Below are 26663 nucleotides of genomic sequence, written 5' to 3'. Positions count from 1 at the left end.
ATCGCCCGAGGGTCACATGGCCGAGCGCACATGCTCGACGAATTCACGCACCTTGACGGCATCCTTGACTCCCTTGCTCTGCTCCACCCCGCCGCTGATATCCACGGCGAACGGGCGAACCTGCGCAATCGCCTGCTGCACGTTCTGCGCAGTCAACCCGCCGGCGAGAATCACTGGTTTAGGCAATCGGTCCGGGATCAGCGACCAGTCGAACATCTCACCCGTGCCGCCCGGCACACCGGCCACGAAGGTATCCAGCAGGATCGCGCTGGCCCCTGCGTAGCGTGCTGCCTGGGCCTCGATGTCCTCGCCGGCTTTCACCCGCAGGGCCTTGAACCAGGGACGGCCATGCCCCTCACATTCGGCAGGCGTTTCGTCGCCATGGAACTGCAGGATGTCCAGAGGCACCGCATCGAGGATTTCACCGACCTCACAACGGCTGGCATTGACGAACAACCCAACCGTAGTGATGAAAGGTGGGAGCGCAGCAACGATTTGGCGGGCCTGTTGCACAGTCACGGCTCTGGGACTCTTGGCATAGAACACCAGGCCGATCGCATCCGCACCGGCTTCGGCTGCGACTAGTGCATCTTCGATACGGGTAATCCCGCATATCTTGCTACGAACGACCGCCAATTGATTGCCTATCTGCTTGAAAGACCACGGATGGTAACAAAAGCGACACAGCCTGCAAGTGCCTTGCAGGCACGTGAGCACGGTCGCCCCTACCGTCTACCAAATCCGTAGGGTGGATGCCGAAGTCATCCACGCGGGCGGCGCTGAACCTGTCGACGTATTCTTGCCACGCGTGGAAAATCGCTGCGCGCGTTTTCCACCCTACAAACGCTTCGATTGTCCATGCTTATCTTTTGTGGCTGCCAGCTCAACAGGGCTGATCGTTACGGACGTCAACCAGGCCCGAGAGAAAATGCGGCCCAAGGTAGCGCTCGGGCAGTTCGAACTCGGCAGGATAATCCACTTGAATGAGATACAGCCCGTAAGGATGCGCGGTGACACCACCCGTACGCCGCACTCGCGATTCCAGCACTTCCTTCGCCCACTCTACCGGCCGCTCGCCGGCGCCGATGGTCATCAGCACACCGGCGAAGTTTCTAACCATGTGATGCAGGAAGGCATTGGCGCGCACATCGATGACGATGAGTCGTCCATGCTGGAGCAACTGCAAGTGATGAATAGTCTTGATCGGTGACTTGGCCTGGCATTGACGGGCGCGGAACGCACTGAAATCGTGGGTACCCTCGAACGCCTTGGCCGCCTCGCGCATCCGCTCGATGTCGAGTGGCCGATGGTTCCAGGTGACCTCCTCGGCCATATGCGCAGGACGGATCTGGTCGTTGTAGATGACGTAGCGATAACGCCGCGCCATCGCACTGAAACGGGCATCGAAATGCGCCGGCATCTGCTTGGCCCAAGTCACGCTGATATCGCCGGGCAGGTTCATGTTCGCGCCCATTACCCAGGCATGCATGCTGCGCGTTACCGGTGTGTCGAAATGCACCACCTGGCCGCTTGCATGAACCAGCGCATCGGTGCGTCCTGCGCAGCTCAGAACGACCGGAGCACCGCCCGCCACCTTGCTCAGGGCCGTTTCGAGGGATTCCTGGATGGAGGGGACGCCCGCACGCTGGCGTTGAAAGCCGCGATAACGCGACCCCTTGTATTCGACGCCCAGGGCAATTCTGGAAATGCCAACGGCAGCCATCTCGGCTGCCGCTGCAGGTACTGCTTCGATCATAATCAGGCGAGTTTGGCGAGCATCTCGCGCGCCTCTTGTTGCTGAACATCGCTCCCCTCGCTGATGACTTCATCGAGAATGTCGCGCGCCCCTTCGGCATCGCCCATATCGATGTAAGCCCTGGCAAGGTCCAGCTTGGTAGTGGTTTCGTCGGTATCGGAGAGGAAGTCGAAGTCCTCGTCCATTTCATCGAGCGAGTCATCGGCACTGGTCGGCACCGGAGTATCGAGATCGCGCGAAAGCTCATCCAGCTCGGTCTCGACCGCTTCCAGCTGACTGGAGAAACTGTCGGCCTGCGGCTCCGCCACTTCCTCCTCACCCAGCGACAGATCGAACTCGTCGGCCAGAGCGGCTTCCGGCTCGTCCGCTTCGGCAGGAAGGTCGAACTCGAAGCCAGTGTCTTCCAGCGAATCCGCCGATGCAGTTGCTGATTCCTCGTCAAGCTGCAGCCCAGCGCTCGCAGAGGCGGCAGGCTTTTCATCGTCCAGATCCAACGAGAAGTCGGCCAGTTCATCTTCCAGCGACACATCGTTCGAAGGCGCCGGCTCATCCAGCTCGAAAGAAAACGCCTCGGCAGACTGAGACTCTGCAGCGGGCTCGCTCGCCAGGTCATCGAAACTCAAGTCGTCCAGGCTCAGGGAATCGCCAGCAGCAGTAGGCGTCTCGGGCGAATCGAGTTCCAGATCATCCAGACTCAGATCGAATGCTTCTTCGTTCATATCCTGTCCGGGCACTGCCGGGGCAGGCTCGTCGAGCGCCAGGTCATCCAGGCTGAAGCTATCGAAATCATCGCTGGAACTGGTAGCGGCAGCCGCTGCAAAGCCGGCCGCAGCCATCGCTGGATACTTGAGCTTCAGCTGGTCGATGCCAGCCGACGAGCCGCCGATCTCGCGCAGTTCGGCTTCTTCTCGAGCAAAACCTTCGCGATTGCCCAGCTCCGCATAGACTTCCATGAGCTTGAGCCGCAGGTCGCTGCGCTGAGGTTCGTCATTCAAGGCGTTCTGCAGCAACTCGGCGGCCTGATTGAAGCGGCCGTAGGCAATATAGATGTCGGCCTCGGCGAGTGGATCGCTGTTGGTATCGGCAATCGGATCGGCAGCGCGAGGCGTGGCGAGATCATTGCGCACGTCCGCCTTGTCTTCGGCGGGCGCGGTTACCTGGCGATCCACCTCGGCGGTGTACAGGTTGTCCGGCAGACTCTCCGCGAGGAGGCTATCCTGCAGCTCGGCCTCCTTCATGGCATTACGACGAGAAAGCGCCATCAAGCCAATCAGCAACAACAGCAATGCGCTGCCACCGACGACCGCGAGCAGCATCGAGTTACCCATCAGGTCCTTGATGAAGCTATCCGGTTCGCTGGGAGCGGGGGCAACTGGCGGAGCAGGCTTGGCTGCCGGCGCTGCCGACTTTTTTGGCTCAGCTGCCGGCTGGGCTGCAGGTGCAGGTGCAGGTGCAGGCGTAGCGTTCGGTTCAGCAGCCGGTGCAGCAGCGGCGGGTTCCGTTTCTACAGCGGCCTGATCCGCCTCGCCTGTAGCCGGTTCGCCTGCGTCATCACCGGTGGCCGAAGCGCCCGGCTCATCCATACCAGCGGCCGCTGTATCGTCGGTGGCCTCAACACCGTTTGCCAACTGGGCCTGCAGCTTCGCCAGCTGATCATCCTTGAGCTGCATCAGGCGCTGCAGCTTGTCCAGTTGTCCCTGCAGATCACCCAGACGGTCCTGCAGGTCGGCATTTTCACGACGGCTGGAGTCAAGACTTTCCTGGGCAGTGGCGAGCTGGTCGCGCAATGCCTTCTCATCACCGCCCGTGCCGGAATCGCTTCCGTCGGTGGATTTGCCCGCTTCCGGTGCGACCAGACGCAGGCTGTCGCCCGTCTCGCTGCGAGTCGGTGCCGCGCCGGCGGTGCTGCGCTGGGTGGCATCCAGTTGGCGCGCGCCGGCCGTGCCCTGACGCCAACTGGCATTCTGCCGGGACACTTCCTGAATGGCTTCGGACTGCGAGCGACTGGCGATCTGTTCGGCATTGGGCAGGCGCAGCACCTGGCCACTCTTCATCCGGTTGATATTGCCGTCGATGAACGCACTGGAATTGAGGTCCTGGATGGCCAGCATCGTCTGATGAACGGTGCCGCCCTGGCGATTGCGCTCGGCGATTTCCCAGAGCGTATCGTTCGCGGTGGTCTTGTATTCGCCACCCTGCGCGGACGCTGGCACCGACGCAGGCGCAGCCGGCCGGCTGGCGGGAGCGCTCGTTGCTGCTTTCGGGGTAGCCGCAGGGCGCGGCGCAGGCACGGCGACCGGCAGTTGCGGGGCTACGGCGGCTGCGGTTTCCGGCGAGTAAAGCGGCGGATCCAGCAACAGGGTGTATTCGCGGAGCAAGCGCCCGCTCGGCCAGATGACTTCCACGAGGAAATTCAGATAGGGTTCACGCACCGGTTTGCTGGACGAGACCTGGATGACACTTTTGCCATCAGGACGCAGAACCGGGGTGAACTTCAGATCGGTCAGGAAATACTGCCGGTCGACTCCTGCACGATTGAAGTCCTCGGCAGAAGCCAGTACCGGGACCACCTCGCCAGGGGCCAGCGACTTCGCATCCAGCAGTTCGATTTCGGCTACCAGCGGCTGATTCAGCGCCGACTTCAGCGTGACCTCTCCCAGTCCGAGCGCAAAAGCCGCTTCGGAAGTCAGCGCGGAAGCAGCCGCGATTGCCAGCACCAGATTGCGAACCCGAACCATTATGTAATCCCTTGTTTTGCTTTCTCGGACTTTCGAGAGGGTCTTGAAGTCACTGCCTGCGCCACCTCTCGGCGGCCCCCTGCCAGCGATAAGCCTGAACAGTGTTGGCTAGTCTGGTGCCTCGGAAGTTGACTGCATGATTCTGGCGATGCTTTTGCCGCCAATTCTCACGCGAACATCCGAGGCGCCACACTAGAATAGTTCTTCGAATTTCCGGTAAGTATCTTTTACAGATAGTGTTTTATCAACAACCCACCGGACCGCAGGCCTTGACTGCTGCGCCTTTTGGCACGTTATCAGACACAATCCACAAATTGACCGCACAGGCATGCTATCGGTCGAAAGGCCGCCAACCCACATACTGGCTCTTGGCCACTTAATGAACGAGCGTGCCATCGACGACGCCTCATTTCGTGAATCTTTTCCAGTGAGAAGCACTATGTCGATGAGCACCTTTGCCGCCAGCCGATGAAAACGAAAAAGCGCCGCGGCATGACCGGCGGCGCTTTTTTCGTTCATTCTGAAACTCAACGTTCCAGAAGAATCCGCAGCATTCGACGCAAGGGCTCGGCGGCACCCCAAAGCAGCTGATCGCCTACGGTGAAGGCACCCAGATAATGGGATCCCATGTTCAGCTTGCGCAGGCGGCCAACGGGTACATTGAGCGTACCGGTTACCGAGGTCGGGCTGAGCTCCTGCATGCTGGCGTCACGATGGTTGGCCACCAGCTTCACCCAGGGGTTGTGCTGGCTGATGATTCCCTCGATGTCGGAAATCGGCACATCCTTGTTCAGCTTGATGGTCAGCGCCTGGCTGTGGCAACGCATGGCGCCGACGCGCACGCAGATACCGTCGACCGGAATCGGGTTCTTGAAGCGGCCCAGGATCTTGTTGGTTTCGGCCTGCGCCTTCCATTCCTCGCGGCTCTGGCCGTTGGGCAGTTCCTTGTCGATGTAGGGAATCAGGCTGCCGGCCAGCGGCACGCCGAAGTTGTCCACCGGGAAGGTCTCGGAACGCTGACACTCGGCAACCTTGCGGTCGATCTCGAGGATGGCGCTGGCCGGGTCGGCCAGTTCCTCGGCAACGGCATTATGAATGGTGCCCATCTGCTTGATCAGCTCGCGCATGTTCTGCGCACCGGCACCGGATGCCGCCTGGTAGGTCATCGCGCTCATCCACTCCACCAGCCCGGCTTCGAACAGGCCACCGAGGCCCATCAACATCAGGCTGACGGTGCAGTTGCCGCCGATGAAATTGCGGGTCCCGGCCGCCAACTGATGATCGATCACCTTGCGGTTGACCGGATCGAGCACGATGACGGCATCATCTTCCATGCGCAGCGCAGAGGCGGCATCGATCCAGTAACCGTTCCAGCCGGCTTCGCGCAGTTTGGGGAACACTTCGTTGGTGTAGTCGCCCCCCTGACAGGTCAGGATCACGTCGAGGCCTTTCAGCTCGTCGATGCTGTAGGCGTCCTTCAGCGGCGCGATATCCTTGCCGATGGAAGGTCCCTGACCGCCTACGTTGGAAGTGGTAAAGAAGACTGGCTCGATCAGGTCGAAATCCCGCTCCTCCAGCATCCGCTGCATGAGCACGGAACCCACCATACCGCGCCAACCGATCAGACCTACACGTTTCATCGCAACTACACCTATATATAAAGTGGCCCGCCGCTCTGAAGGCGGGCCAAGAGATTACAACTTCGCGAGCGCCGCGACTACTGCATCGCCCATCGCCTGGGTACCGACTTTGTTACAACCTTCGGACCAGATGTCACCGGTACGCAGGCCCTGGTCGAGCACGTCGCTGACCGCGCGCTCGATGGCATCGGCTGCGGCCACCTGGTTGAAGCTGTAACGCAGCATCATCGACACGGAAAGGATGGTCGCCAGCGGGTTGGCGATACCCTGACCGGCGATGTCCGGTGCCGAGCCATGGCACGGCTCGTACATGCCCTTGTTGCTGGAATCGAGCGAAGCGGACGGCAGCATGCCGATGGAACCGGTGAGCATCGACGCTTCGTCCGACAGGATGTCGCCGAACATGTTGTCGGTGACGATCACGTCGAACTGCTTGGGCGCACGGACCAGCTGCATCGCGGCGTTGTCGACGTACATGTGGCTGAGCTCGACGTCCGGATAGTCCTTGCCGACCTCCTCCACCACGGCGCGCCACAACTGGCTGGATGCCAGCACGTTGGCCTTGTCCACCGAGCAGAGCTTCTTGCCACGCACGCGAGCCATGTCGAAGCCGACCTTGGCGATGCGGCGAATCTCGCTTTCGCTGTAGGGCAGCGTGTCGAACGCCATGCGCTCGCCATTCTCCAGTACCTTGCTCTCGCGCGGCTGGCCGAAATAGATGCCGCCGGTCAGTTCACGCACGATCAGGATATCCAGCCCCGCCACCACTTCCGGCTTGAGGCTGGAGGCCCCGGCCAGTTGCGGATACAGCAGCGCCGGACGCAGGTTGCCGAACAGGCCCAGCTGCGAACGGATCTTCAGCAGGCCACGCTCGGGACGGATGGCCGGGTCGATCTTGTCCCACTTCGGGCCACCTACCGCGCCAAGCAGAATCGCATCGGCCTTGCGCGCGCGCTCCAGAGTCTCGTCGGCCAGCGGTACGCCGTACTTGTCGACGGCCGCTCCGCCCAGCTCGTCATAACTCAGTTCGAAACCGAGCTGGAACTTGTCGTTGGCCAGCTGCAATACCTTGACCGCCTCGGCGACGATTTCCGGACCGATACCATCGCCGGGGAGAATCAGAATCTGTTTGCTCATCACGTCTCTCTATCTCGGTAGGGTGGATAACGGCCGCAGGCCTTATCCACCGGAAACAGTGGCGGAAAACGCTACGCGGTTTTCCGCCCTACATCACTTGATCGCGCCGAACAGCCAGGGGTTGTTCTGCTGGTGCTTGCTCTCGAAGGCGCGGATCGCCTCGGCATCCTGCAGAGTCAGGCCGATATCGTCCAGGCCGTTGAGCAGGCAGTGCTTACGGAAGGCATCGACTTCGAAGGTGTACTGCTTGCCGTCCGGACGGGTAACGGTCTGCGAAGCCAGATCAACGGTCAGTTGGTAACCCTCGGTGGCTTCGGCCTGCTGGAACAGCTCGTCGACCTCATCCTCTTTCAGTACGATCGGCAGCAGGCCGTTCTTGAAGCTGTTGTTGTAGAAGATGTCGGCAAAGCTCGGCGCGATGATGGTGCGGAAGCCATACTCGTCCAGCGCCCAAGGCGCATGTTCGCGAGAAGAGCCACAGCCAAAGTTCTCACGCGCCAGCAACACGCTGGCGCCCTGGTAGCGCGGGAAGTTCAGCACGAAGTCCTGGTTCACCGGGCGCTGCAAACAATCCTGGTTGGGTTGGCCAACATCCAGGTAGCGCCATTCATCGAACAGATTCGGTCCGAAGCCGGTGCGCTTGATGGACTTCAGAAACTGCTTGGGGATGATCTGGTCGGTATCGACGTTGGCGCGGTCCAGCGGGCAGACCAGGCCGGTGTGTTGGGTAAAGGCTTTCATCGGTATCTCCTCAGACCTGGATCAATTCGCGAACGTCGACGAAGCGACCGGTCACCGCAGCCGCAGCCGCCATGGCCGGGCTGACGAGATGGGTACGCCCACCGGCCCCCTGACGGCCTTCGAAGTTGCGGTTGGAGGTGGACGCGCAATGCTCGCCGCTGCCCAGCTTGTCCGGGTTCATGGCCAGGCACATGGAACAACCCGGCTCGCGCCATTCGAAACCGGCCTCGATGAATATCTTGTCGAGCCCTTCTTTCTCCGCCTGTTGCTTGACCAGGCCTGACCCCGGAACCACCAGCGCCTGCTTGACGGTCGCGGCGACCTTGCGGCCCTTGGCCACTTCCGCGGCGGCACGCAGGTCCTCGATGCGCGAGTTGGTGCAGGAGCCGATGAAGACGCGATCGAGCTCAATCTCGGTGATCGGCTGGTTGGCGCGCAGTCCCATGTACTTCAGCGCGCGGGCAATGGAGTCGCGCTTGACCGGATCGGCTTCGACGGCCGGGTCCGGTACAGTCTGGTCTACAGCCAGGACCATTTCCGGCGAAGTGCCCCAGCTCACCTGCGGCTTGATGTCCTCGGCCTTCAATTCGACGACGGTGTCGAACACCGCATCCTCGTCGGAAACAAGATCCTTCCAGGCTTCGACCGCACGCTCCCAGTCCGCACCCTTGGGTGCATAGGGACGACCTTCGACATAGGCGACAGTCTTCTCGTCGCAAGCCACCATGCCCACGCGGGCACCGGCCTCGATGGACATGTTGCAGATGGTCATGCGGCCTTCCATGGACAGGTCGCGAATCGCGCTGCCGGCGAACTCCAGTGCATGGCCATTGCCGCCGGCGGTGCCGATCTTGCCGATCACCGCGAGCACGATGTCCTTGGCAGTGACGCCGAACGGCAGTTTGCCCTCGACGCGCACCTGCATGTTCTTCATCTTCTTGGCCACCAGGCACTGGGTAGCGAGCACATGCTCGACCTCGGACGTGCCGATGCCGTGGGCCAGCGCGCCGAAAGCGCCATGGGTGGAGGTGTGCGAGTCGCCGCAGACCACGGTCATGCCCGGCAGAGTCGCGCCCTGCTCCGGGCCGATGACGTGGACGATACCCTGACGCACGTCGTTCATCTTGAATTCGAGGATGCCGAAATCGTCGCAGTTCTCGTCGAGGGTCTGCACCTGGATGCGCGAGACCTCGTCGGCGATGGCTTCCAGACCGCCCTGACGTTCGCCCTTGGTGGTCGGCACGTTGTGGTCCGGAGTGGCGATGTTGGCGTCGATGCGCCAAGGCTTGCGATTGGCCAGGCGCAGCCCTTCGAAGGCCTGCGGCGACGTCACCTCATGAAGAATGTGACGGTCGATGTAGATCAGCGACGAGCCATCGTCGCGTCGCTTGACCTCATGCATTTCCCAGAGCTTGTCGTACAGCGTTTTGCCGGCCATCGGACGTTCCTCATCAGTTTTATGCGGGCAATAGCCCTTTCGCTTATGGGGTTGATGCTATGGGGTTGCGTCGAATTACTCAAATTCATATTTTTTATCCAACGCATTCCTTCAAGGAATTCGAACTAAACTGGAAGCAGGTCAAGAAAAACCTGGCCGCAACGTCACTCGTCTTCCCATTGCAGCGCCCTTTCGTCAGCTTATTAAGAGGAAATCATGGACCTGGCCGGCCTCAACGCTTTCATCGCCATCGCCGAAACCGGGAGTTTCTCGCTCGCCGCCGAGCGTCTGCATCTGACTCAACCCGCCGTGAGCAAGCGCCTCGCTGCCCTGGAAGCACAGCTCGATGTGCGCCTGTTCGATCGTCTGGGGCGTGAGATCGGGCTGACCGAAGCCGGCCGCGCGCTGCTGCCGCGGGCCTACCAGATTCTCAGCGTGCTGGACGATACCCGCCGCGCCTTGAGCAATCTCAACGGCGACATCGGCGGCCGCCTGAGCCTGGCCACCAGTCATCACATCGGCCTGCATCGATTGCCGTCGTTGCTGCGCACCTTCACCCGCGCCCATCCGCAGGTTTCGCTGGACATTCGTTTTCTCGACTCGGAAGTCGCCTATGAGGAAGTGCTGCACGGCCGTGCCGAGCTGGCGGTCATCACCCTGGCGCCACGAACCGCGCCGCCGGTTCGCGCCAGCACGGTATGGGATGACCCGCTGGATTTCGTCGTCGCGCCCGAGCACCCACTGGCCCAGATGCCCGACGTCACCCTGGCCGACGTAGCCGGCCACCCGGCGGTCTTTCCGGGCGGCAACACCTTCACCCACCATATCGCGCAGCAACTGTTCGACCGTGCGGGCCTGAGGCCGAACATCGCCATGAGCACCAACTACATGGAAACGATCAAGATGATGGTGTCCATCGGCATCGCCTGGAGCGTGCTGCCGCGCACCATGCTCGATGAGCAGGTGGTGCGCCTGCCGTTGCCGGGCGTACAACTGGCACGGCAGCTGGGCTATATCTTTCATACCGAGCGCACGCTGTCCAACGCGGCCATGGCCTTCATGGCGTTGCTGGACAGCGAGCGAGATACTTGCATATCGCCATCATCTGAAGATAACGTCGATACACAACAAGAATAAGCGTGCCGTATGAACATCCGCTTCCAGTGCTTGAGATACGCCGATTCAGTACTTATGGGGGATGTCGCTCTTGTCACTCGATAAAGTCTCATCCCACCCCAGCGTCAAGGTGCCCGGAACGAACGAGGCCCTGCCGGATGCCGCACGCCTCATGGCGGTGCTCGACGGCTCCGGCCTGGGCGTCTGGTCCTGGGACCTGGCCGAGACCGAGCAATGGTCGACAGGCGTAGCGAAGCTGTTCGGCTTCTTTGTAGAGCAGATTCCCGCCGGCACCCGCTACCTGCAACTGGTCGTCGAGGAGGATCGTGCCTCGGTCGAGGCCCGGTTCCGCTCGGTTATAGCCGGCGAGACCGCCAACTTCACGATACGACACAGGGCCCTTTGGCCAGACTCGAGCCTCCACTGGCTCGAACTGATCGGCCAACGCCAGATCGATGCGTGCGGACAGACGATCCTGGTTGGCCTGGTGCGCGACATCAGCGCCGAGCATCTCCAGGCGCAGGAGCTGGAGGACAGCCAGGAACGCCTCGGCCTGGCGCTGAACTCGGTGGAACTGGGAACCTGGGACTGGCATATCCCCAGCGACACCCTGTACGCCTCGGCACGCGCCGCTGAATTGCAGGGCATCACCGAAGGCTCTTTCCACGGCCCGTTCCAGGAGTTCTTCTCCTGCATCCTGCCCGAAGACCGCAGCAGGATGCGCCAGGCCTATCGCGAACTCGTGGAAGGCCAGCGACGCGATTACCAGGTCACCTATCAGGCACGGCTGCAGGACGGTACGGTACGTCATCTGGAAAGCACCGCCCGGCTCTATCGCGACGAACGAGGCGCACCCTTGCGCATGGCCGGGATCATCATGGACATCACCGAGCGGGTGCTTCGCGAGCAGCACCTGGCCGCCTCGGAGGCCAAGTTCGCCACGCTCTTCCAGGGCAGCCCCGATCCGATAAGCCTGTCGCGCATCCGCGACGGCGCCTTTCTGGAGATCAACCCCAGCTTCACCAAGACCTTCGGATGGCCTCCAAGCGAGATCGTCGGACGCACCGCGCCGGAAATCGGCTTCTGGCAGCACGATGCGCAGCGACAGGTGCTCTATCAGCAGCTGAGGCGAGAACAGCATCTGGACAGCGTCGAAGCCCAGTTCCGCACCCGCGACGGCGTGCCGATCACCTGTATGGTGTCCAGCCGTTTCATTCGTATCGATCGGCAACTCTGCATCATCACCACCTTCCGCGACATCACCCTGCGGCAGCAGGCCGAGGCGGCGCTGCGAGCCAGCGAGGCCAAGTTCGCCAAGGCGTTTCATGCCAGCCCGGACGCCATCACCATCAGCGAGCGCAGCACCGGGCGCTTCATCGAAGTCAACGCGGGTTTCTACCGCCTTACCGGCTATCACCCCGAGGAGGTAATCGGTCGCACCGCGACGGAGCTTGCGGTATGGCCCGGCGACCAGCGCCAGCAGATTCTCGATCTGCTGGCGCGCGACGGTCGCGTTTCCAACTGGGAGATGCTCGGCCAGGACCGCCACGGACGGCCGAAGCATATCGAGGTCTCGGTGGAGCCGATCGAGCTCAACGGCATCCAATGCATGTTGCTGTCGGCCCGGGACATCAGCATGCTGAAGGCCGCGCATGCCCAGATCCAGCATCTGGCCTATCACGACCCCCTGACCAACCTGCCCAACCGCGCCCTGCTCATGGAGCGCCTGGTGCAACAGATCGCTCTGCACAAGCGCCAAAATCTGCGCGGTGCCTTGCTGTTTCTCGACCTCGATCACTTCAAGCACATCAACGACTCGCTCGGCCACCCGGTCGGCGACAGCGTGTTGAAGATGGTGACCAGGCGCCTCGAAGCCAGTACCCGCCGGGAAGATACCGTCGCCCGCCTCGGTGGCGACGAATTCGTGATATTGCTGACCGGGCTGAGCGGCAAGCGCTCGCAAGTCACTCGCCATGTACGGGACGTGGCCGAGAAGCTGCGCAAGCTGCTGGCAGAGCCGATGACTTTCGAAGGCAATCAGCTGCAGGTGACGCCGAGCATAGGCATCGCATTGATACCCGACCACGGCGACACGCCCGCCGATCTGCTCAAACGCGCCGATATCGCGCTCTATCGAGCCAAGGATTCAGGCCGCAACGCCACCCAGCTTTTCCGTAGCACCATGCAGGAGGCCGCCAGCATTCGCCTGCAACTGGAGAGCGAACTGCGCCTGGCACTGACGCATGGCGAATTCGAACTCTTTCTGCAACCGCAGATCGACTCCGCTTCGGGGATGATCATCGGAGCCGAGGCGCTGCTGCGCTGGCGGCATCCCGAGCGAGGCCTGCGTTCGCCGGCCGACTTCATCGAGGTGCTGGAAGAAAGCGGGCTGATCATCGATGTGGGCGACTGGGTGATAGGCCAGGCCTGCCGCATGGCGGCTTCGCTGCTGGCGGCCGGCCTGGTGCGGACCGACCGGTTCAGCCTGTGCATCAACATCAGCCCCCGTCAGTTCCACCAGAGCGAATTCGTCGAACGCATCCTCGCGGCGCTCGAGCAGACGGGCCTGCCGGCGCAGATGATCAAGCTGGAAATCACCGAGGGCATGGTCATCCAGAACCTGGACGACACCATCGCCAAGATGCATCGGCTGCGCAGGCATGGCGTGAGCTTCGCCATGGATGATTTCGGCACCGGCTACTCATCGCTCACCTACCTCAAGCGACTGCCGGTTGACCTGCTCAAGATCGACCAGTCCTTCGTGCGCGATGCGCTGGACAATGGCAATGACGCCGAGATCATCCGTGCCATCGTAGCCATGGCCCGGAGCCTGGGATTGCAGGTCATCGCCGAAGGAGTGGAACAACAGGGGCAACTGGAGCTACTGCAATTGCAGGGCTGCCAGCTTTACCAGGGTTACCTGTTCAGCCATCCATTGCCGTTCACCGAATTCGGCGAGCTGCTGCGCAAGCAGCCGGACCGGCCCCGGAAATGAAAAAGGGCGTCTCGCGACGCCCTCATGCAGCTTAACCCTCGAGCGCTGGTCGCTCTGCGGCAGCACCGATCGGAATACGCTTGGGCTTGGCCTCTTCGGGCACGATGCGTTCGAGATCGATGCTCAGCAGGCCGTTGTTGAGCGCTGCGCCCTTGACCTCGATGTGATCGGCCAGGCGGAACGACAGCTTGAAGGCGCGCTGGGCGATGCCCTGGTGCAGATAGGTGACGTTCTCACCGCTCTCGCGTTTGCCGCCACTGATGGTCAGCACGCCGCGCTCGACCTGCAGTTCCAGATCGGATTCCTGGAAACCCGCAGCTGCTACGATGATGCGGTACTGATCATCACCATGCTTTTCAACGTTGTAGGGTGGAAACGAGCTGTTCGCATCGTTGCGCAGGGCAGACTCGAACAGATCGTTGAAACGATCGAAGCCAATGGATTGGCGAAACAGTGGAGCCATCGAAAAACTGGTCATCTTGCTATCTCCTGATATTCAGCGAGTGGTTGCTGCAGGGCCCGAATTCGGCACCCTGCACGACCCTAGATAAGAACTGTTCGGCTCATTTCAAGACCGTTCGTCGGAGCTTTCCCATGTCCAGAGTCATGTTGATCACAGGCGCCAGCCGCGGGATTGGCGCCGCTACCGCCAGGCTCGCAGCGGCCGAGGGTTACGCGCTGTGCCTGAACTTCCATCACCGCGCGGATGCTGCGCAGCAATTGCTCGAGGAGCTGAAAAGCACCGGCACGCAGGCCATCGCGGTGGCTGCCGACGTGGCGGACGAGACTCAGGTCGCCAGGCTGTTCGCGACCATCGACGAGCAGTTCGGCAGGCTCGATGTGCTGGTCAACAACGCCGGCATGCTGGAGCGCCAGATGCGCCTGGATGAAATGGACGCCGCGCGGCTGATGCGCGTGTTCGCGGTCAACGTGACCGGCAGCTTTCTCTGCGCTCGGGAGGCAGTGAAGCGCATGTCCACCCGTTATGGTGGCAAGGGCGGCTCCATCGTCAATGTTTCCTCGATCGCGGCGAAACTCGGCGCGCCCAACGAATACATCGACTACGCCGCCGCCAAGGGCGCGATCGACAGCATGACGCTCGGCCTGGCCAAGGAAGTTGCCGCCGAAGGCATTCGGGTCAATGCCGTGCGACCAGGCGTGATCCGCACCGAGATCCACGCCAGCGGCGGCGAGCCGGGACGCGTCGAACGAGTCAAGGCCAGCGTACCCATGGGCCGCGGCGGCGAAGCTGAGGAAGTGGCCGAAGCCATCCTGTGGCTGGCCGGCGAGAAGGCCAGCTACACCAGCGGCGCGCTGCTGGATGTCAGCGGCGGACGTTAGGTCGGCGCCTCTTTCAGGCCACTGCGGTAGGGCCGAATTCATTCGGCCAAGGGGGAAGGCCGAACAAGTTCGGCCCTACAGCGGGCCTGGCCGTACGCTCCGGCCTTCGACACCCAACAGTCGATCGATTCGCTCGCAATCGTTCTCTCGCCGCAACTGGGCGAAGAGCGCAACGGCTTGCGGATAACTGCGGGTCAGCATGGACAACCATTGCTTGAGGCGGCCCGGGGCGTAGCGTGGTGAAATCTTGCGCCGCGCCTGCAGCCAGAAGTCGGCAAGCAGCGGCTGCAGTTCCTCCCAGCTCATCGGTTGGACCGCTGCGCCCCGCTTCGCTGCCTGGATCTGCCGCGCCAGATCCGGGCGGCAAACCAGACCGCGCCCCAGCATGATGTCCTCGACGCCACTCACCTCGCGACAGCGGCGCCAATCGTCCAGCGACCAGATATCGCCGTTGGCGAATACCGGCACGCTCACCGCGTCCTGCACCTTCGCCACCCATTCCCAGTGAGCCGGCGGCTTGTAGCCCTCGACCTTGGTGCGCGCATGGACCACCAGTTGCGCCGCCCCGCCGTCGACCAGCGCCCGTGCACAGTCCAGCGCACCGTCGGTGCTGTCGAAACCGAGACGCATCTTCGCGGTAACCGGAATATCCGCAGGCACCGCAGCGCGTACCTCGTGCAGGATGCTGTACAGCAGCTCGGGTTCGTTGAGCAGCACGGCGCCGCCCCGGGACTTGTTCACCGTCTTGGCCGGACAGCCGAAGTTGAGGTCGATCACCGGCGCGCCAAGTGTGCAGGCGAAGGCCGCATTATCCGCCAGGCAGACCGGATCGGACCCCAGCAATTGCACCCGCAGGGGCGTGCCCGAGCGGGTCCGGGCACCGCTGTCCAGCTCCGGAGCCAGTTTGCGAAAACTGGCCTGCGGCAACAGACGATCCGACACCCGAATGAACTCGGTCACGCACCAGTCGATGCCACCAACGCGCGTCAGTACATCACGAAGAATTTCGTCGACCAGCCCTTCCATGGGTGCCAAGGCAATCTGCATGCGCCGCTGAATCCCGCCAATACAAAAGGGAAGGCATTGTACGGCCCGCGTTGCGCTTTACCAGACCAGCATCACTCGATGGAGTCGGTTCCAGTGGTCGCACCCATGCCGCCCGTTGTGCCGGTTGCGCCCGTGCCCATGGTGCCCAGGCCTTCCTTGTCGCCATGGGCATCCTTTTTCTCATGCTCGCGGTGCTCTTCCTTCTGCCGATGATCATGCTGTGAGCCCGCTTTCTCACCGGTGGCTTCAGACGAGGTCTGATGATCGACACGTCGCTCGTCATGCTCGGTTCCCGCCACCGCCACCGTAGTCATCAGCATCCCGGTAAAAACAAAACTGATCATCTTTTTCATGAGTTCCTCCACTGTTGGGTCGGTCAACGCCGCTCGGTACACAACGCTTCTATCTGCCGCGACCCGGCCTACGCGGCTCGGCCTACGCGGCCCGGCCTGTCTGTCGCAATTTCAATCCCGCTTATCGCCCAGCGTGGGTCGGCGTTTATGTTCCATATCCGTCTCGTTGCCGCCGTGGCGCAATTCAGCCTCCGAGGAATCGGCGGGTTCGTATTTCCGCCTGGGCAGCTCGGTACGCTGCTCGGCCTCCCCGGTGGGATAGTCGATGCCCTCTCCCATTCCCATCGAGCCATTGCCGGCCGCCCGATCGACCGGGCCGGAATTCTGCACGATGGCGGTCTCCGGATTTACCTCGCCCTGCGCCACCGCGCCCATCGCCAGCAACGCCGTCACGCAGCCAGCCAAGCACTTCAGATAGCACTGCATAGCACACCTCCACGATTCATTCGGTTAGGCAGCTCGCCAGCCCGTGAGTGCAACGGCAGGAGGGATCGGGTGACCGATGGCAGGGTGGAACTGCATCACGCCAGGCAGGTCAATTTCTTCGAGGGCAACGCTGCTGCTGCCGTGCGAGAAAGGAATCCAATCATGATTACGCCTGCTGTGACTGTCGTTCTGATAATCCTCGGCTGGGGCGCTGCGACCGCAGCCATGCTGTGGGGCTTGCGGCGGGTACTGCGCCATCACCACCGCCATGAGCCGAACGCACCGATCCCTCGCTTCCGCTCCTAAACATTTGACGGATCGATGTTTTTTGAACAGAAGCCGTGACAACAGGACAGAAAGCTGTAGAATGCCGCTCCACAGACGCGGGATGGAGCAGTCTGGTAGCTCGTCGGGCTCATAACCCGAAGGTCGTCGGTTCAAATCCGGCTCCCGCAACCACTTTCGAAAAGGCCACTCTCAGGAGTGGCCTTTTTCGTTTGTAGTGCAAAACGGCAACGAACCCTAACCAACTGAATTCCCAACACTTTCGGTTGACAACCCAGCGCCAGGCTGTAGAATGCCGCCCCACAGACGCGGGATGGAGCAGTCTGGTAGCTCGTCGGGCTCATAACCCGAAGGTCGTCGGTTCAAATCCGGCTCCCGCAACCACTTTCGAAAAGGCCACTCTCAGGAGTGGCCTTTTTCGTTTGTAGTGCAAAACGGCAACGAACCCTAACCAACTGAATTCCCAACACTTTCGGTTGACAACCCAGCGCCAGGCTGTAGAATGCCGCCCCACAGACGCGGGATGGAGCAGTCTGGTAGCTCGTCGGGCTCATAACCCGAAGGTCGTCGGTTCAAATCCGGCTCCCGCAACCACTTTCGAAAAGGCCACTCTCAGGAGTGGCCTTTTTCGTTTGTAGTGCAAAACGGCAACGAACCCTAACCAACTGAATTCCCAACACTTTCGGTTGACAACCCAGCGCCAGGCTGTAGAATGCCGCCCCACAGACGCGGGATGGAGCAGTCTGGTAGCTCGTCGGGCTCATAACCCGAAGGTCGTCGGTTCAAATCCGGCTCCCGCAACCACTTTCGAAAAGGCCACTCTCAGGAGTGGCCTTTTTCGTTTCTGCCTTAGTCAGGCCGAACGACAAGCTTCCGTTTCGCTTGCTGGCCACTGCCTAAGTCTTTTTTGGCATCAAAATAGCTACGCCTGAGCCATTTTCGACTTGCAGCAACTTCGACTTCCAACGGATTAATCCTCGCCATGATTTGCGTATTAGCGCTGTCGATGGCTATACGGAAGTCACGGCGTTTCGTTATCTGCCTCAATGGATTACGACAGACGGTCCGCTTCTCCGCAAAAAATCTTTATTCCCCATCTTGACTGCAATCAACTTCTGAACGATAACTACGTCACACAAAACCGAGACAGGATGTTCCCGAGCCGTAAGCCGATATATTCGGCATTGCTGCCGTTAGTACGCAGGGATCGCATTCCCCGTTACAGCTCTTTGCTGTTCTGCTCTGCGTTGGCAAAACACTTCTTAGCTCATCTCGTAACTTGGCCGAGTGCGGTAGCTTTGTCTGAAGACAAACTATACGTGCCGGATGTCAGGCGGGAAGATTTCTGGCGATACAGCCTGAATGACGCAGATAGCGCCAGTGGCGGTAGCATTGATCGCCGAAAAGCACGACCGGAAAGCTGCCAAACGAAACACTTCACCAATAATTAGGCGATCGCCCTTGGCGGTCTTCTACTTCGTCTCGCTCTGAAATAAGAAACTTTAAAACGCCATCGCCCGTTTGGATTATCCAACTCGGAGTGCACTCTCGTGGATGCTCTATTCCGCAGCATTGATATAAAAAATAATTCGTCGATCCTGGATGAAATGGATACGAAGGGATTTTGTTGCATTGCCAACTTCCTAACCAGCGAGCAACTATCCTTATTACAGGAAAACGTCAGGTTAGACGCTGAAAAACACAAAGGACAATACTTCGCACACCATGGTGGCGATGCAATCGAAGGCACTTTATTAGGTGCCCTGGGCGCTGCTCCCGGGTTCCGAGAGACGCTTGGCGATGTTTATCGGGCAGGAACCGGGCGGAACGCCTATAGCAGCGAGATCCTGAAAGTGCTGCGCTGCGTCCAGGGAGACTCGGGCCGCCGCGAATCCAACTGCTTTCATTACGATGCCAGCCTCGTGACCGTGCTATTGCCGATCGAGATCCCTCAGGAGGGAATTGATCGGGGCGATCTGATCATGTTTCCCAATCTGCGCCGCGTCCGCTGGAGCGTTCTGCTGAACGTGCTCGAGAAGGCACTGTTGCAGAATGCACTGAGTCGCAAGCTGATCAGCGCAGCCATCCGCCACAGGCTGCTGCAGCCGCAACGGCTGCAGCTGATTCCAGGCAATCTGTACCTGTTCTGGGGTTATCGCACGCTCCACGCGAACGAGCCATGCGACCCCGCCAGCCGGCGCGCGACCGCCATTTTCCACTATGGCGACCCCCATGCAGGGAGCCTGGCGACCCGGCTGATTCTCAAGCTGAACCAGCGCCGCGCGGCGCGCGCATCCGCCCTCGACACGCAACCTGCCGCCTGACCGGACCGGGCCTCGGCCGTTGGTTCCGCTTCTCGATCTCGACGTGGCTACCGATAGGGACATCGCGATGATCAATGTCACCAAGTCGTATCTGGGTAACAAGAGCAAGTTCATGGGCTACGTGGACAGCATCTATGCGTCCGGCTGGCTGACCAATCACGGGCCGCTCGTCACCGAACTGGAAGAGCGTCTGCGCGATTACCTCGGCGTTCGCAACATCGTGCTCACCAACAACGGCACCCTGGCGCTGCAGGTCGCCTATCGGGCATTGAAGCTGTCCGGCAGCGCCATCACCACGCCGTTCAGCTTCGTCGCCACCACCAGCTCGCTGCAGTGGGAAGGTATCAGGCCGATTTTCGTCGACATCGACAAGGCCAGCTGGAACCTGGATCCGCAGGCCATCGAAGAGCGGATCGAGAGCGATACGAGCGCGATTGTCGCCACCCACGTCTTCGGCAACGCCTGCGATGTGGAAGCCATCGCCCAGGTGGCCGAGCGATATCGTCTGAAGGTCATCTACGACGGGGCCCACGCGTTCAACGTCCGTTACAGGAACCGTTCGGTATTCAACTGGGGCGATGTCAGCACGCTGAGCTTCCACGCGACCAAGCTGTTTCACACCATCGAAGGCGGGGCGATCATCACCGACGACGACGCCCTGGCCGCCAGGATCCGCTTGCTGTGCAACTTCGGCATCGTCGATACCGATGTCATCGACGGCATCGGCATCAACGCCAAACTCAACGAGTTCGCCGCCGCCATGGGCCTGTGCATCCTCGACGACATGCCATTGATCCTGGAGCAACGGGAAGAAATTACCCGGCGCTACGAAGATCGACTGGGCGATCACTTCGACTTGCAGCAGCAACAACCACACTCCGAACGCAACCACAGCTATTTCCCGATCGCCCTGGCGAACGAAGACCAGCTGCTGCGCTGTCGCGCGGCGCTCAATGCCAAGGGCGTCAACCCCAGGCGCTACTTCTACCCGTCGCTGGACACCCTCGGCTATTTGCAGCCGCAGCCGCCGCAAGTGCAGTCGCGCTCCTTGAGTCGTCGCGTGCTGTGCCTGCCGATCTATCTGGGGCTGCCGCGGCATGTCCAGGACAGCGTAATCCAGACGCTGCTGGGCGAAACCTCCAGGCGCAGCCAGCCGCAGACCGGACGCTTCTGGTCGCAGATCGAAACGGCCGGGCTGATGGAGCATCGCTTCAGCCTGACGGCTTCCGAGTGCAAGCGTATCTCCGACCCATCGGCGACCTGATTACATGTCCGATCGAAAACTCTCGATGATTCGCAACACCGGGCTGAGCTATGCCGGCCAGGCGTATGCCTTGCTCATCGGCCTCCTCATCCTGCCCTTCTACCTCGGGCACCTGGGGGCCGAAGCCTACGGATTGATCGGCTTCTTCGCGGTGCTGCAGGCCTGGCTGCAGTTGCTGGATGCGGGCCTGTCCCCGTCGCTGGTCCATCGGATCGCGCATTTTCGCGGCCAGACGACGATGGCGGCACAGCGTCAGGAGCCGGGCCGGCTGCTGCGCTCGTTCGAGGTCATTTTCTTGCCGTTGGCGGCATTGTCGGTCCTGGGCATTCATCTCGGCAGTGAATGGATAGCCCACCACTGGCTGCAGGCACAGGAGCTGAGCACGACGACCATCGTGCATTGCATCAGCCTGATGGGGCTGATGATCGGCCTGAAGCTGTACGCCACGCTCTACAAGAGCGGCCTGCAGGGGCTTGAACTGCACGCCTGGCTGAACGGCGCGAACGTCCTGATCGCCACGCTGCGCTACTTCGGCGGCCTGTTTCTAGTCGCCACCATCAGTCAGGACCCGCTGGATTTCTTTCTCTTCCAGCTGGCGGTGGCACTGATCGAGACGCTGATATTCGCCGCCAAGGCGTACAGCCTGATGCCGCCTCCCCGCGCGCTGACCGGTTTCGACTGGGCAGTGGTCAAGCCGGTGCTGCCCTTCGCCGCCGGTATGTCGCTCACCTCGGTGCTCTGGATACTCCTGACGCAGCTGGACAAGGTGCTGCTCTCCAACGTGCTGCTGCTCAAGGAGTACGGCTACTTTTCGCTGGTCGCGCTGGTATCGACCGGCATCATGACGCTGACCAATCCATTGGTGCAGACGCTGCTGCCGCGGATGACGATGCTCGTCTCCGAAGGCCGGATCGGCGACATGCAGGCGCTCTACCTGAACGCCTCGCGGTTCGTCTGCAGCCTGCTGTTTCCGCTGTCCGGAGTGATCGCCTTTCACTCCGCCGAACTGGTTTTCGCCTGGACCGGCGACCAGGAGGCCGCGCAGTGGAGCCGGCTGATCCTGCCCTGGTATGTACTCGGCAGCGCCCTCATGGCGGCCACAGCCTTCCAGTTCTACCTGCAGTACGCCCATGGCCAGCTGCGCCTCCACGTGTGGTTCAGCCTGGTCAGCGCAGCACTGAGCATTCCGCTGGTGGTCTACGCCGCGCTCGAGCATGGCGTTCATGGCGCAGCGCTGGCCTGGTTCGGGCTGCGCATGCTGACCTTCCTGATCTGGCCGCCGATGGTGCACAAGCGCTTCGCCGCCGGGCTGCATCGGCACTGGCTGCAGGACCTGCTGCGCATCACCGCCATGACGGGCCTGGGCCTGTTGCTCGGCGAACCCGTGTTCAACGCCATCGCCAGCGACAACCGCTTCGACATCCTCCTGGGGCTGGCGGTCAGCGGCCTGATCTGCCTGGCGCTGGTCACCTTCACCACCAGGCCCGTGGTGACGCGGCTTTACCTACTGATGACCAAAACGAGCGTCTGAACGACATGGAACCGAGAAACGAGCAGGACTTGATGGCGGCCTGGGGCGATAGCCGGGAACCGCTGCTAAGCATCGTCTGCCTGGCCTATAACCATGCAGCTTTCATCAGGGAAACGCTGGAGGGTTTTCTCCGGCAGGAAACGGACTTCCCTTTCGAGGTGATCGTTCATGACGACGCCTCGACCGACACCACCGCGGCGATCATCCGTGAATTCGCCGCTCGCTATCCGAACGTGCTCAAGCCGATCTATCAGCGCGAAAACCAGTACCGCCAGGGTGTGCCGTTCAGCACCCGGCTGTTCGCGCAGGCTCGGGGCCGATACATCGCCTACTGCGAAGGGGACGACTACTGGACCGACCCGCACAAGCTGCAGATCCAGGTGGATTTCCTCGAACGGCACCGCGATTACGTCATCACCTATCACGATGCCTTCATGTTCAACAGCCAGGGCGTGCTGCGCAGCCCGCACCTGCAGGGCAAGTACCGTCGGGACGCCAGCGCTCGCCAGCTGCAGCAGGCGCGCCCGATGTCCACGTTGACGGTGTGCTTTCGCAACCTGGTGCACGAATTGCCCCCGGAACTGCTCGGCGTCGAAGTGCTGGATATCTGCTGGTGGTCGCTGCTGGGTGCCCATGGCAAGGGCAAGTTCCTCGCACAGATAAAGCCCGCCGCTTACCGCGCGCACGAGGGCGGGATCTTCTCGATGCGCAGCAGCAAGCAGCGCATCCAGATGTCCATGCACGCCTATTACAGCCTCGCCCGCTATTACCAGCGCATCGGCGAACAGTCGCTCTACGAGTACTTCATGGTCCAGGTGTTTTCCCAGGCACTGGCCTCGATATCCCCGCTCAGCAAGCTTCAGGCGCTGGCCAAGGTCTTTCAGAACATCAGCCTCAACCTGCTGCGCCGGTTGATGCCGAACACCTGACCAGCACGTAGTTGTCGACTGCCGCACCTGTGGCGCACATAAGCAAGGAAGGATCCGCAATGACCGCAATGGCCCGCTCGTCACTGGAATACGATGGAGACAATCGCATCGACCTGGCGCGTATTCTGCGCGTGGCGTTCGATCACAAGGCACTGATTTTCACCATTACCACCCTCTTCGCCCTGCTCGGCGTTGCCTATGCGATCGTCGCCACGCCCGTCTACCGCGCGAGCGCGATGATCCAGATAGAGCCGAAGAAAGCCGGCATTACCGGCGTCCCGGAAGCCATTCCCAGGCCGAACTCGGTGTCCCAGGCGGTGACCGAGATCGAACTGCTCAAGTCGCGCTCGGTGCTGGGGCGCACCGTCGATGCCCTGAAGCTCTACATCACCACCCAGCCGAAGCACTTTCCGCTCATCGGCGGCTTCATGGCGCGCCTGCACGATCCGGCAAAGGACGGCGAGCTCGCCGCGCCACTGCTCGGGTTGAGCAGCTACGCCTGGGGCGGGGAAAAACTGGATGTGTTTCAGCTGGACGTTCCCGAAGCCTACCTGGGAGAAAAGCTGGTGCTGCGCGCCGGTAGCGCAGGCGCATTCAGCCTGTATGACTCCGACGAGCAGCTGCTGCTGACCGGCAAGGTCAACGAGACCGTGCAGCATCAGGGCTTCCAGGTACAGATCGCCGAACTCAAGGCGCGTCCCGGCACCGAGTTCGCGCTGGTGCGCAGCCGGCCGCAGACCACCGCACTGGATTACCAGAAGCGCCTCAAGGTGGGCGAAGCCGGCAAGGACTCGGGGATCATCTACCTCACCCTCGAGGACCCGGACCCCGAGAAGGCCAACCACGTACTGGACCAGATCAGTCGCCTGTACGTGCGCCAGAACATCGAACGCAGCTCCGCCGAGGCCGCACAGCGCCTGGAGTTCCTGCGATCGCAGGTGCCGCTGGTGCGCAAGCAGCTGGAAAAGGCCGAAGCGGCCCTCAACGACTATCAGACCAGCGCCCAGTCGGTCGACATCAGCATCGAGACCAAGGGCGTGCTGGACCAGATCGTCGCGCTGGAAGCACAGATCTCCGAACACAACCTCAAGCGCACCGAATACAACCAGCTCTACACCCCCGAACACCCGACGTATCAGACCCTGGTGAAAAAGATCGGTCAGCTGGAGGCGCAGAAGAACAAGCTGATGGGCAAGATCGATGCGCTGCCGATGACCCAGCAGGAACTGTTGCGCCTGAACCGTGACATGCAGGTCACCACCCGCACCTACACCCTGTTGCTGGACAAGGCGCAGGAACAGGACATCCTGCGCGCCGGCACCATTGGCAACGTGCGCATCATCGACAGCGCCTACGCCGTGGTGGAAAAGCCGGCCAAACCGATCAAGCCGCTGGTGGTGCTGGTCGCGATCTTTCTCGGCCTGCTGGCTTCGGCGGTGGTGATACTGCTGCGCCAGGTGTTCTATCGCGGCATCGAAAGCCCGGAGATGATCGAGCATCTGGGCGTCCCGGTGTATGCCGCGCTGCCTTTTTCAACGAAACAGGAGCCTCTGCACCGGGTGCGAAAGGTGCGCGACGGAAAGCTCAAGCTGCTGGCCGGCACCAACCCGGCAGAGCTGGCCATCGAATCCCTGCGCAGCCTGCGTACCAGCCTCAAGTTCGCCATGCTTGAGGCACGCAACCCGGTGCTGGTCATCACCAGCCCGACGCCCTCGGTGGGCAAGTCCTTCGTTTCGAGCAATCTGGCCGCAGTCATCGCCCAGGCGGGGCAGCGTGTACTGCTCATCGACGCCGACATGCGCCGTGGCTATCTCGCCGGCGTCTTCGGCGTAGAGCCACGCAACGGCCTGTCAGATGCGCTGGCCAGCGGCCTGCGTCTCGGGGCGATCATCAACAAGACCGGGCTGGCCAACCTGCATTTCGTCGCCAGCGGCTGCTCGGCGCCAAACCCCTCCGAGCTGCTGATGCACGACAACTTCGCCAAGCTGCTCAAGGAAGCGGAGCGCGATTACGACTTCATCATCATCGATACACCACCGGTGCTGGCCGTAACCGATGCCGTGCTGGTCGCGCAACAGGCGGGCACCTGCCTGCTGGTTGCCCGCTACGGGTTGAGCACGGCCAGCCAGATCGAGGCGTCGAAGCGGCGCCTGGCGCAGAACGGCGTGCTGCTCAAGGGCGCCATCCTCAATGGCGTCAAGCGCAGGGCCTCGAGCACGGCATATGAAACCGGCGCTTACGGCTATTACAGCTACGCTCAGAAAGCCTGACACATGCGAGGGAAACGCCGTGCTCAGAACCGTTTCGATGATGCAACCCTATCTGTTCCCCTACCTTGGCTACTTTCAGCTGATCGCCCACAGCGACGCCTTCGTGCTGGGCGACGACCTGCAGTACGTCAAGGCCTCGTGGATCAACCGCAACCGCGTGCTGGTGAACGGGCAACCGAAACTGCTCACCTTCCCCCTGCGCAAAGGTGAGCAACAGGACTCGATCAACCAGCGCTGGCTCTGCGACGACACCCCAAAGGAATTCCAGAGACTGCTTAGAACGCTCGAGCTCGCCTACGCCCGCGCCCCGCACTTTGAGCAAACCATGGCGATGATTCGCCAGATCCTGGCGAACCCCGAGCGGAACCTGGCGAAATTCACCGAATACGCCATCCGCTGCATCTGCGCCCATCTGCAGATAACGACCCCTTTCCGGATCGGCTCGGAACTGGGCTTGCCGGCCCGCATGGACAAACAGGAACGGGTCATCAGCATCGCAAAAAAACTGGATGCGGACCTCTACATCAACCCCATCGGCGGCCTGGCGCTGTATTGCCCCGCCCTCTTCCGCGCGCATGGCCTGGCATTGCGTTTTCTGCGCATGGACGAACTGAGCTACCCGCAGTTCAACCAACCCTTCGTCCCTTCGCTGTCGATCATCGACGTGCTGATGTTCAACAGCCCAAGCGAGGTACAGGCCTTGCTGAAAAGGTTTTCTCTCGTCGAGGGGATCGAACAGCCCGCGCTGCAGCGGGCATGAAACCTGACCGAAGTACGGACATCAGCCACTTACTCTATGGAAGGTCGTTCACATGGCAGCGCCAATCAGCAGTCCACGCTGGTACCTGATCCAGACAAAACCACGCCAGGAAGCCCGCGCCGAAGAGAACCTGCGGCGGCAGCATTTCGAGTGCTACCGACCGCAGAAGCACGGCAAAACCGAGGAGCCGCTGTTTCCCGGCTACCTCTTCATACGCCTCGATCGACAGCTGGACAACTGGTACCCCATCCGCTCGACCCGCGGCGTGGCTCGGGTGATCTCGTTCGGCGGCGAGCCGACACCGGTCCGGGACGAACTGATCGAGCAATTGCGCGAGCGCCTCGCGGCCCCGGCCGAGAAACCGAGATTCCAGCCCGGCGAGCGCGTGCAACTTCATGGCGGCAGCTTCCGGGAGCTGGAAGCGATCTTCGTCAGCGCCGATGGCGAAGAACGCTCGGTGATATTGCTGAACCTCCTGCAACGCGAGCAGAAAGTGCGCGTGCCGACGCAGTTCCTCAGCCTCTGCGCACAACCGGAGCTCGTCATGGGCTGCCGCATCGAGTGAGGTTCGA

General features: G+C 61.4%; 22 protein-coding genes, 4 tRNA genes and 1 pseudogene. 15 read left to right on the top strand and 12 right to left on the bottom strand.

All coding sequences use genetic code 11. From position 1 onward, the window contains the following. Positions 1-12: 12 nt before the first annotated feature. From EA795_RS13635 to leuC, 8 genes and pseudogenes are all read right to left on the bottom strand, one after another. Positions 13-636, bottom strand: coding sequence for a phosphoribosylanthranilate isomerase (locus EA795_RS13635; RefSeq protein WP_122077872.1), 624 nt, complete (start codon positions 634-636; stop codon positions 13-15). Between the two features lie 247 nt (positions 637-883). Then, positions 884-1756 (bottom strand): tRNA pseudouridine(38-40) synthase TruA, encoded by an 873-nt coding sequence (gene truA / locus EA795_RS13630; protein WP_058075044.1) that lies wholly within the window; start codon positions 1754-1756, stop codon positions 884-886. 2 nt (positions 1757-1758) lie between these two features. Continuing rightward, complete coding sequence (locus EA795_RS13625; RefSeq protein WP_122077870.1) at positions 1759-4494, bottom strand: motility hub landmark protein FimV; 2736 nt, start codon at positions 4492-4494, stop codon at positions 1759-1761. Between the two features lie 227 nt (positions 4495-4721). Next, positions 4722-4819, bottom strand: a pseudogene (locus tag EA795_RS21635) (aspartate-semialdehyde dehydrogenase); the annotation flags it as partial. 202 nt (positions 4820-5021) lie between these two features. Then, on the bottom strand, positions 5022-6134 hold the full coding sequence (gene asd, locus EA795_RS13620) for an aspartate-semialdehyde dehydrogenase (RefSeq protein ID WP_122077868.1): 1113 nt from the start codon (positions 6132-6134) through the stop codon (positions 5022-5024). A 54-nt stretch (positions 6135-6188) separates the two neighbouring features. Further along, positions 6189-7271 carry a 3-isopropylmalate dehydrogenase gene (leuB, locus tag EA795_RS13615; RefSeq protein ID WP_058075041.1) on the bottom strand — a complete coding sequence of 361 codons (1083 nt, stop codon included), beginning with the start codon at positions 7269-7271 and terminating at the stop codon, positions 6189-6191. A gap of 93 nt (positions 7272-7364) precedes the next feature. Next, complete coding sequence (gene leuD, locus EA795_RS13610) at positions 7365-8012, bottom strand: 3-isopropylmalate dehydratase small subunit (RefSeq protein WP_122077866.1); 648 nt, start codon at positions 8010-8012, stop codon at positions 7365-7367. A gap of 10 nt (positions 8013-8022) precedes the next feature. Continuing rightward, entirely contained in the window at positions 8023-9450 is a 1428-nt protein-coding gene (gene leuC / locus EA795_RS13605; protein ID WP_122077864.1) for a 3-isopropylmalate dehydratase large subunit, read from the bottom strand. Positions 9451-9666: 216 nt separating this feature from the next. On the opposite strand from leuC, the gene EA795_RS13600 reads away from it, so the two are divergent. Continuing rightward, complete coding sequence (locus EA795_RS13600; RefSeq protein WP_014852275.1) at positions 9667-10587, top strand: LysR family transcriptional regulator; 921 nt, start codon at positions 9667-9669, stop codon at positions 10585-10587. A 151-nt stretch (positions 10588-10738) separates the two neighbouring features. After that, complete coding sequence (locus tag EA795_RS13595; RefSeq protein WP_122077862.1) at positions 10739-13561, top strand: EAL domain-containing protein; 2823 nt, start codon at positions 10739-10741, stop codon at positions 13559-13561. A gap of 31 nt (positions 13562-13592) precedes the next feature. On the opposite strand, the gene EA795_RS13590 is transcribed toward EA795_RS13595, so the two are convergent. After that, positions 13593-14039, bottom strand: a complete 447-nt coding sequence (locus EA795_RS13590) for an Hsp20 family protein (protein ID WP_014852273.1) — start codon at positions 14037-14039, stop codon at positions 13593-13595. 116 nt (positions 14040-14155) lie between these two features. On the opposite strand from EA795_RS13590, the gene EA795_RS13585 reads away from it, so the two are divergent. After that, positions 14156-14902, top strand: a complete 747-nt coding sequence (locus tag EA795_RS13585; protein WP_122077861.1) for an SDR family oxidoreductase — start codon at positions 14156-14158, stop codon at positions 14900-14902. A gap of 75 nt (positions 14903-14977) precedes the next feature. Here the strand turns inward: EA795_RS13585 and EA795_RS13580 are convergent, their stop codons facing one another. From EA795_RS13580 to EA795_RS13570, 3 genes are all read right to left on the bottom strand, one after another. Beyond that, the gene (locus EA795_RS13580; RefSeq protein WP_122077859.1) at positions 14978-15949 is read right to left on the bottom strand and encodes a tRNA dihydrouridine synthase; all 972 of its coding nucleotides are present in this window, start codon (positions 15947-15949) and stop codon (positions 14978-14980) included. Between the two features lie 71 nt (positions 15950-16020). Then, positions 16021-16302, bottom strand: coding sequence for a hypothetical protein (locus tag EA795_RS13575; protein ID WP_122077857.1), 282 nt, complete (start codon positions 16300-16302; stop codon positions 16021-16023). A gap of 111 nt (positions 16303-16413) precedes the next feature. Continuing rightward, on the bottom strand, positions 16414-16728 hold the full coding sequence (locus EA795_RS13570; RefSeq protein WP_122077855.1) for a hypothetical protein: 315 nt from the start codon (positions 16726-16728) through the stop codon (positions 16414-16416). Between the two features lie 69 nt (positions 16729-16797). Between EA795_RS13570 and EA795_RS13565 the strand changes: the two genes are divergently transcribed. The 12 genes from EA795_RS13565 to rfaH all read left to right on the top strand — a co-directional run bounded on the left by EA795_RS13565 (position 16798) and on the right by rfaH (position 26656). After that, the gene (locus tag EA795_RS13565) at positions 16798-17034 is read left to right on the top strand and encodes a hypothetical protein (RefSeq protein WP_122077853.1); all 237 of its coding nucleotides are present in this window, start codon (positions 16798-16800) and stop codon (positions 17032-17034) included. A gap of 76 nt (positions 17035-17110) precedes the next feature. Then, a tRNA-Met gene (locus EA795_RS13560) sits at positions 17111-17187 on the top strand. Positions 17188-17320: 133 nt separating this feature from the next. Next, positions 17321-17397, top strand: a tRNA-Met gene (locus tag EA795_RS13555). Positions 17398-17530: 133 nt separating this feature from the next. Then, a tRNA-Met gene (locus EA795_RS13550) sits at positions 17531-17607 on the top strand. Between the two features lie 133 nt (positions 17608-17740). After that, a tRNA-Met gene (locus EA795_RS13545) sits at positions 17741-17817 on the top strand. Positions 17818-18563: 746 nt separating this feature from the next. After that, on the top strand, positions 18564-19337 hold the full coding sequence (locus EA795_RS13540; protein ID WP_205891489.1) for a hypothetical protein: 774 nt from the start codon (positions 18564-18566) through the stop codon (positions 19335-19337). Positions 19338-19404: 67 nt separating this feature from the next. Continuing rightward, positions 19405-20601, top strand: coding sequence for a DegT/DnrJ/EryC1/StrS family aminotransferase (locus EA795_RS13535; protein WP_122077851.1), 1197 nt, complete (start codon positions 19405-19407; stop codon positions 20599-20601). A gap of 4 nt (positions 20602-20605) precedes the next feature. After that, positions 20606-22132, top strand: a complete 1527-nt coding sequence (locus EA795_RS13530) for a lipopolysaccharide biosynthesis protein (protein WP_240645019.1) — start codon at positions 20606-20608, stop codon at positions 22130-22132. A gap of 5 nt (positions 22133-22137) precedes the next feature. Then, positions 22138-23061 (top strand): glycosyltransferase family 2 protein, encoded by a 924-nt coding sequence (locus EA795_RS13525; protein ID WP_058073407.1) that lies wholly within the window; start codon positions 22138-22140, stop codon positions 23059-23061. A gap of 59 nt (positions 23062-23120) precedes the next feature. Beyond that, the gene (locus EA795_RS13520) at positions 23121-25331 is read left to right on the top strand and encodes a polysaccharide biosynthesis tyrosine autokinase (protein ID WP_014852263.1); all 2211 of its coding nucleotides are present in this window, start codon (positions 23121-23123) and stop codon (positions 25329-25331) included. Between the two features lie 19 nt (positions 25332-25350). After that, the gene (locus tag EA795_RS13515) at positions 25351-26091 is read left to right on the top strand and encodes a WbqC family protein (protein ID WP_122077847.1); all 741 of its coding nucleotides are present in this window, start codon (positions 25351-25353) and stop codon (positions 26089-26091) included. Between the two features lie 52 nt (positions 26092-26143). Beyond that, the gene (rfaH, locus tag EA795_RS13510; RefSeq protein WP_122077845.1) at positions 26144-26656 is read left to right on the top strand and encodes a transcription/translation regulatory transformer protein RfaH; all 513 of its coding nucleotides are present in this window, start codon (positions 26144-26146) and stop codon (positions 26654-26656) included. The last annotated feature ends 7 nt before the right edge of the window (positions 26657-26663 follow it).

The sequence above is a fragment of the Stutzerimonas nitrititolerans genome (genome assembly GCF_003696285.1).
In the GTDB taxonomy this organism is placed as follows: Bacteria; Pseudomonadota; Gammaproteobacteria; order Pseudomonadales; family Pseudomonadaceae; genus Stutzerimonas; species Stutzerimonas nitrititolerans.
The sequence above is the reverse complement of the archived record's forward strand: the minus strand, read 5'-3'. Positions and strand labels throughout refer to the sequence as shown.

Bases quoted from the DNA above. Each gene is read 5' to 3' on its own strand.
- truA (WP_058075044.1), bottom strand. From the start codon at position 1,756: ATGATCGAAGCAGTACCTGCAGCGGCAGCCGAGATGGCTGCCGTTGGC.
- EA795_RS13625 (WP_122077870.1), bottom strand. From the start codon at position 4,494: ATGGTTCGGGTTCGCAATCTGGTGCTGGCAATCGCGGCTGCTTCCGCG.
- asd (WP_122077868.1), bottom strand. From the start codon at position 6,134: ATGAAACGTGTAGGTCTGATCGGTTGGCGCGGTATGGTGGGTTCCGTG.
- leuB (WP_058075041.1), bottom strand. From the start codon at position 7,271: ATGAGCAAACAGATTCTGATTCTCCCCGGCGATGGTATCGGTCCGGAA.
- leuD (WP_122077866.1), bottom strand. From the start codon at position 8,012: ATGAAAGCCTTTACCCAACACACCGGCCTGGTCTGCCCGCTGGACCGC.
- leuC (WP_122077864.1), bottom strand. From the start codon at position 9,450: ATGGCCGGCAAAACGCTGTACGACAAGCTCTGGGAAATGCATGAGGTC.
- EA795_RS13600 (WP_014852275.1), top strand. From the start codon at position 9,667: ATGGACCTGGCCGGCCTCAACGCTTTCATCGCCATCGCCGAAACCGGG.
- EA795_RS13595 (WP_122077862.1), top strand. From the start codon at position 10,739: ATGGCGGTGCTCGACGGCTCCGGCCTGGGCGTCTGGTCCTGGGACCTG.
- EA795_RS13590 (WP_014852273.1), bottom strand. From the start codon at position 14,039: ATGACCAGTTTTTCGATGGCTCCACTGTTTCGCCAATCCATTGGCTTC.
- EA795_RS13585 (WP_122077861.1), top strand. From the start codon at position 14,156: ATGTCCAGAGTCATGTTGATCACAGGCGCCAGCCGCGGGATTGGCGCC.
- EA795_RS13580 (WP_122077859.1), bottom strand. From the start codon at position 15,949: ATGCAGATTGCCTTGGCACCCATGGAAGGGCTGGTCGACGAAATTCTT.
- EA795_RS13575 (WP_122077857.1), bottom strand. From the start codon at position 16,302: ATGAAAAAGATGATCAGTTTTGTTTTTACCGGGATGCTGATGACTACG.
- EA795_RS13570 (WP_122077855.1), bottom strand. From the start codon at position 16,728: ATGCAGTGCTATCTGAAGTGCTTGGCTGGCTGCGTGACGGCGTTGCTG.
- EA795_RS13535 (WP_122077851.1), top strand. From the start codon at position 19,405: ATGATCAATGTCACCAAGTCGTATCTGGGTAACAAGAGCAAGTTCATG.
- EA795_RS13530 (WP_240645019.1), top strand. From the start codon at position 20,606: ATGTCCGATCGAAAACTCTCGATGATTCGCAACACCGGGCTGAGCTAT.
- EA795_RS13525 (WP_058073407.1), top strand. From the start codon at position 22,138: ATGGAACCGAGAAACGAGCAGGACTTGATGGCGGCCTGGGGCGATAGC.
- EA795_RS13520 (WP_014852263.1), top strand. From the start codon at position 23,121: ATGACCGCAATGGCCCGCTCGTCACTGGAATACGATGGAGACAATCGC.
- rfaH (WP_122077845.1), top strand. From the start codon at position 26,144: ATGGCAGCGCCAATCAGCAGTCCACGCTGGTACCTGATCCAGACAAAA.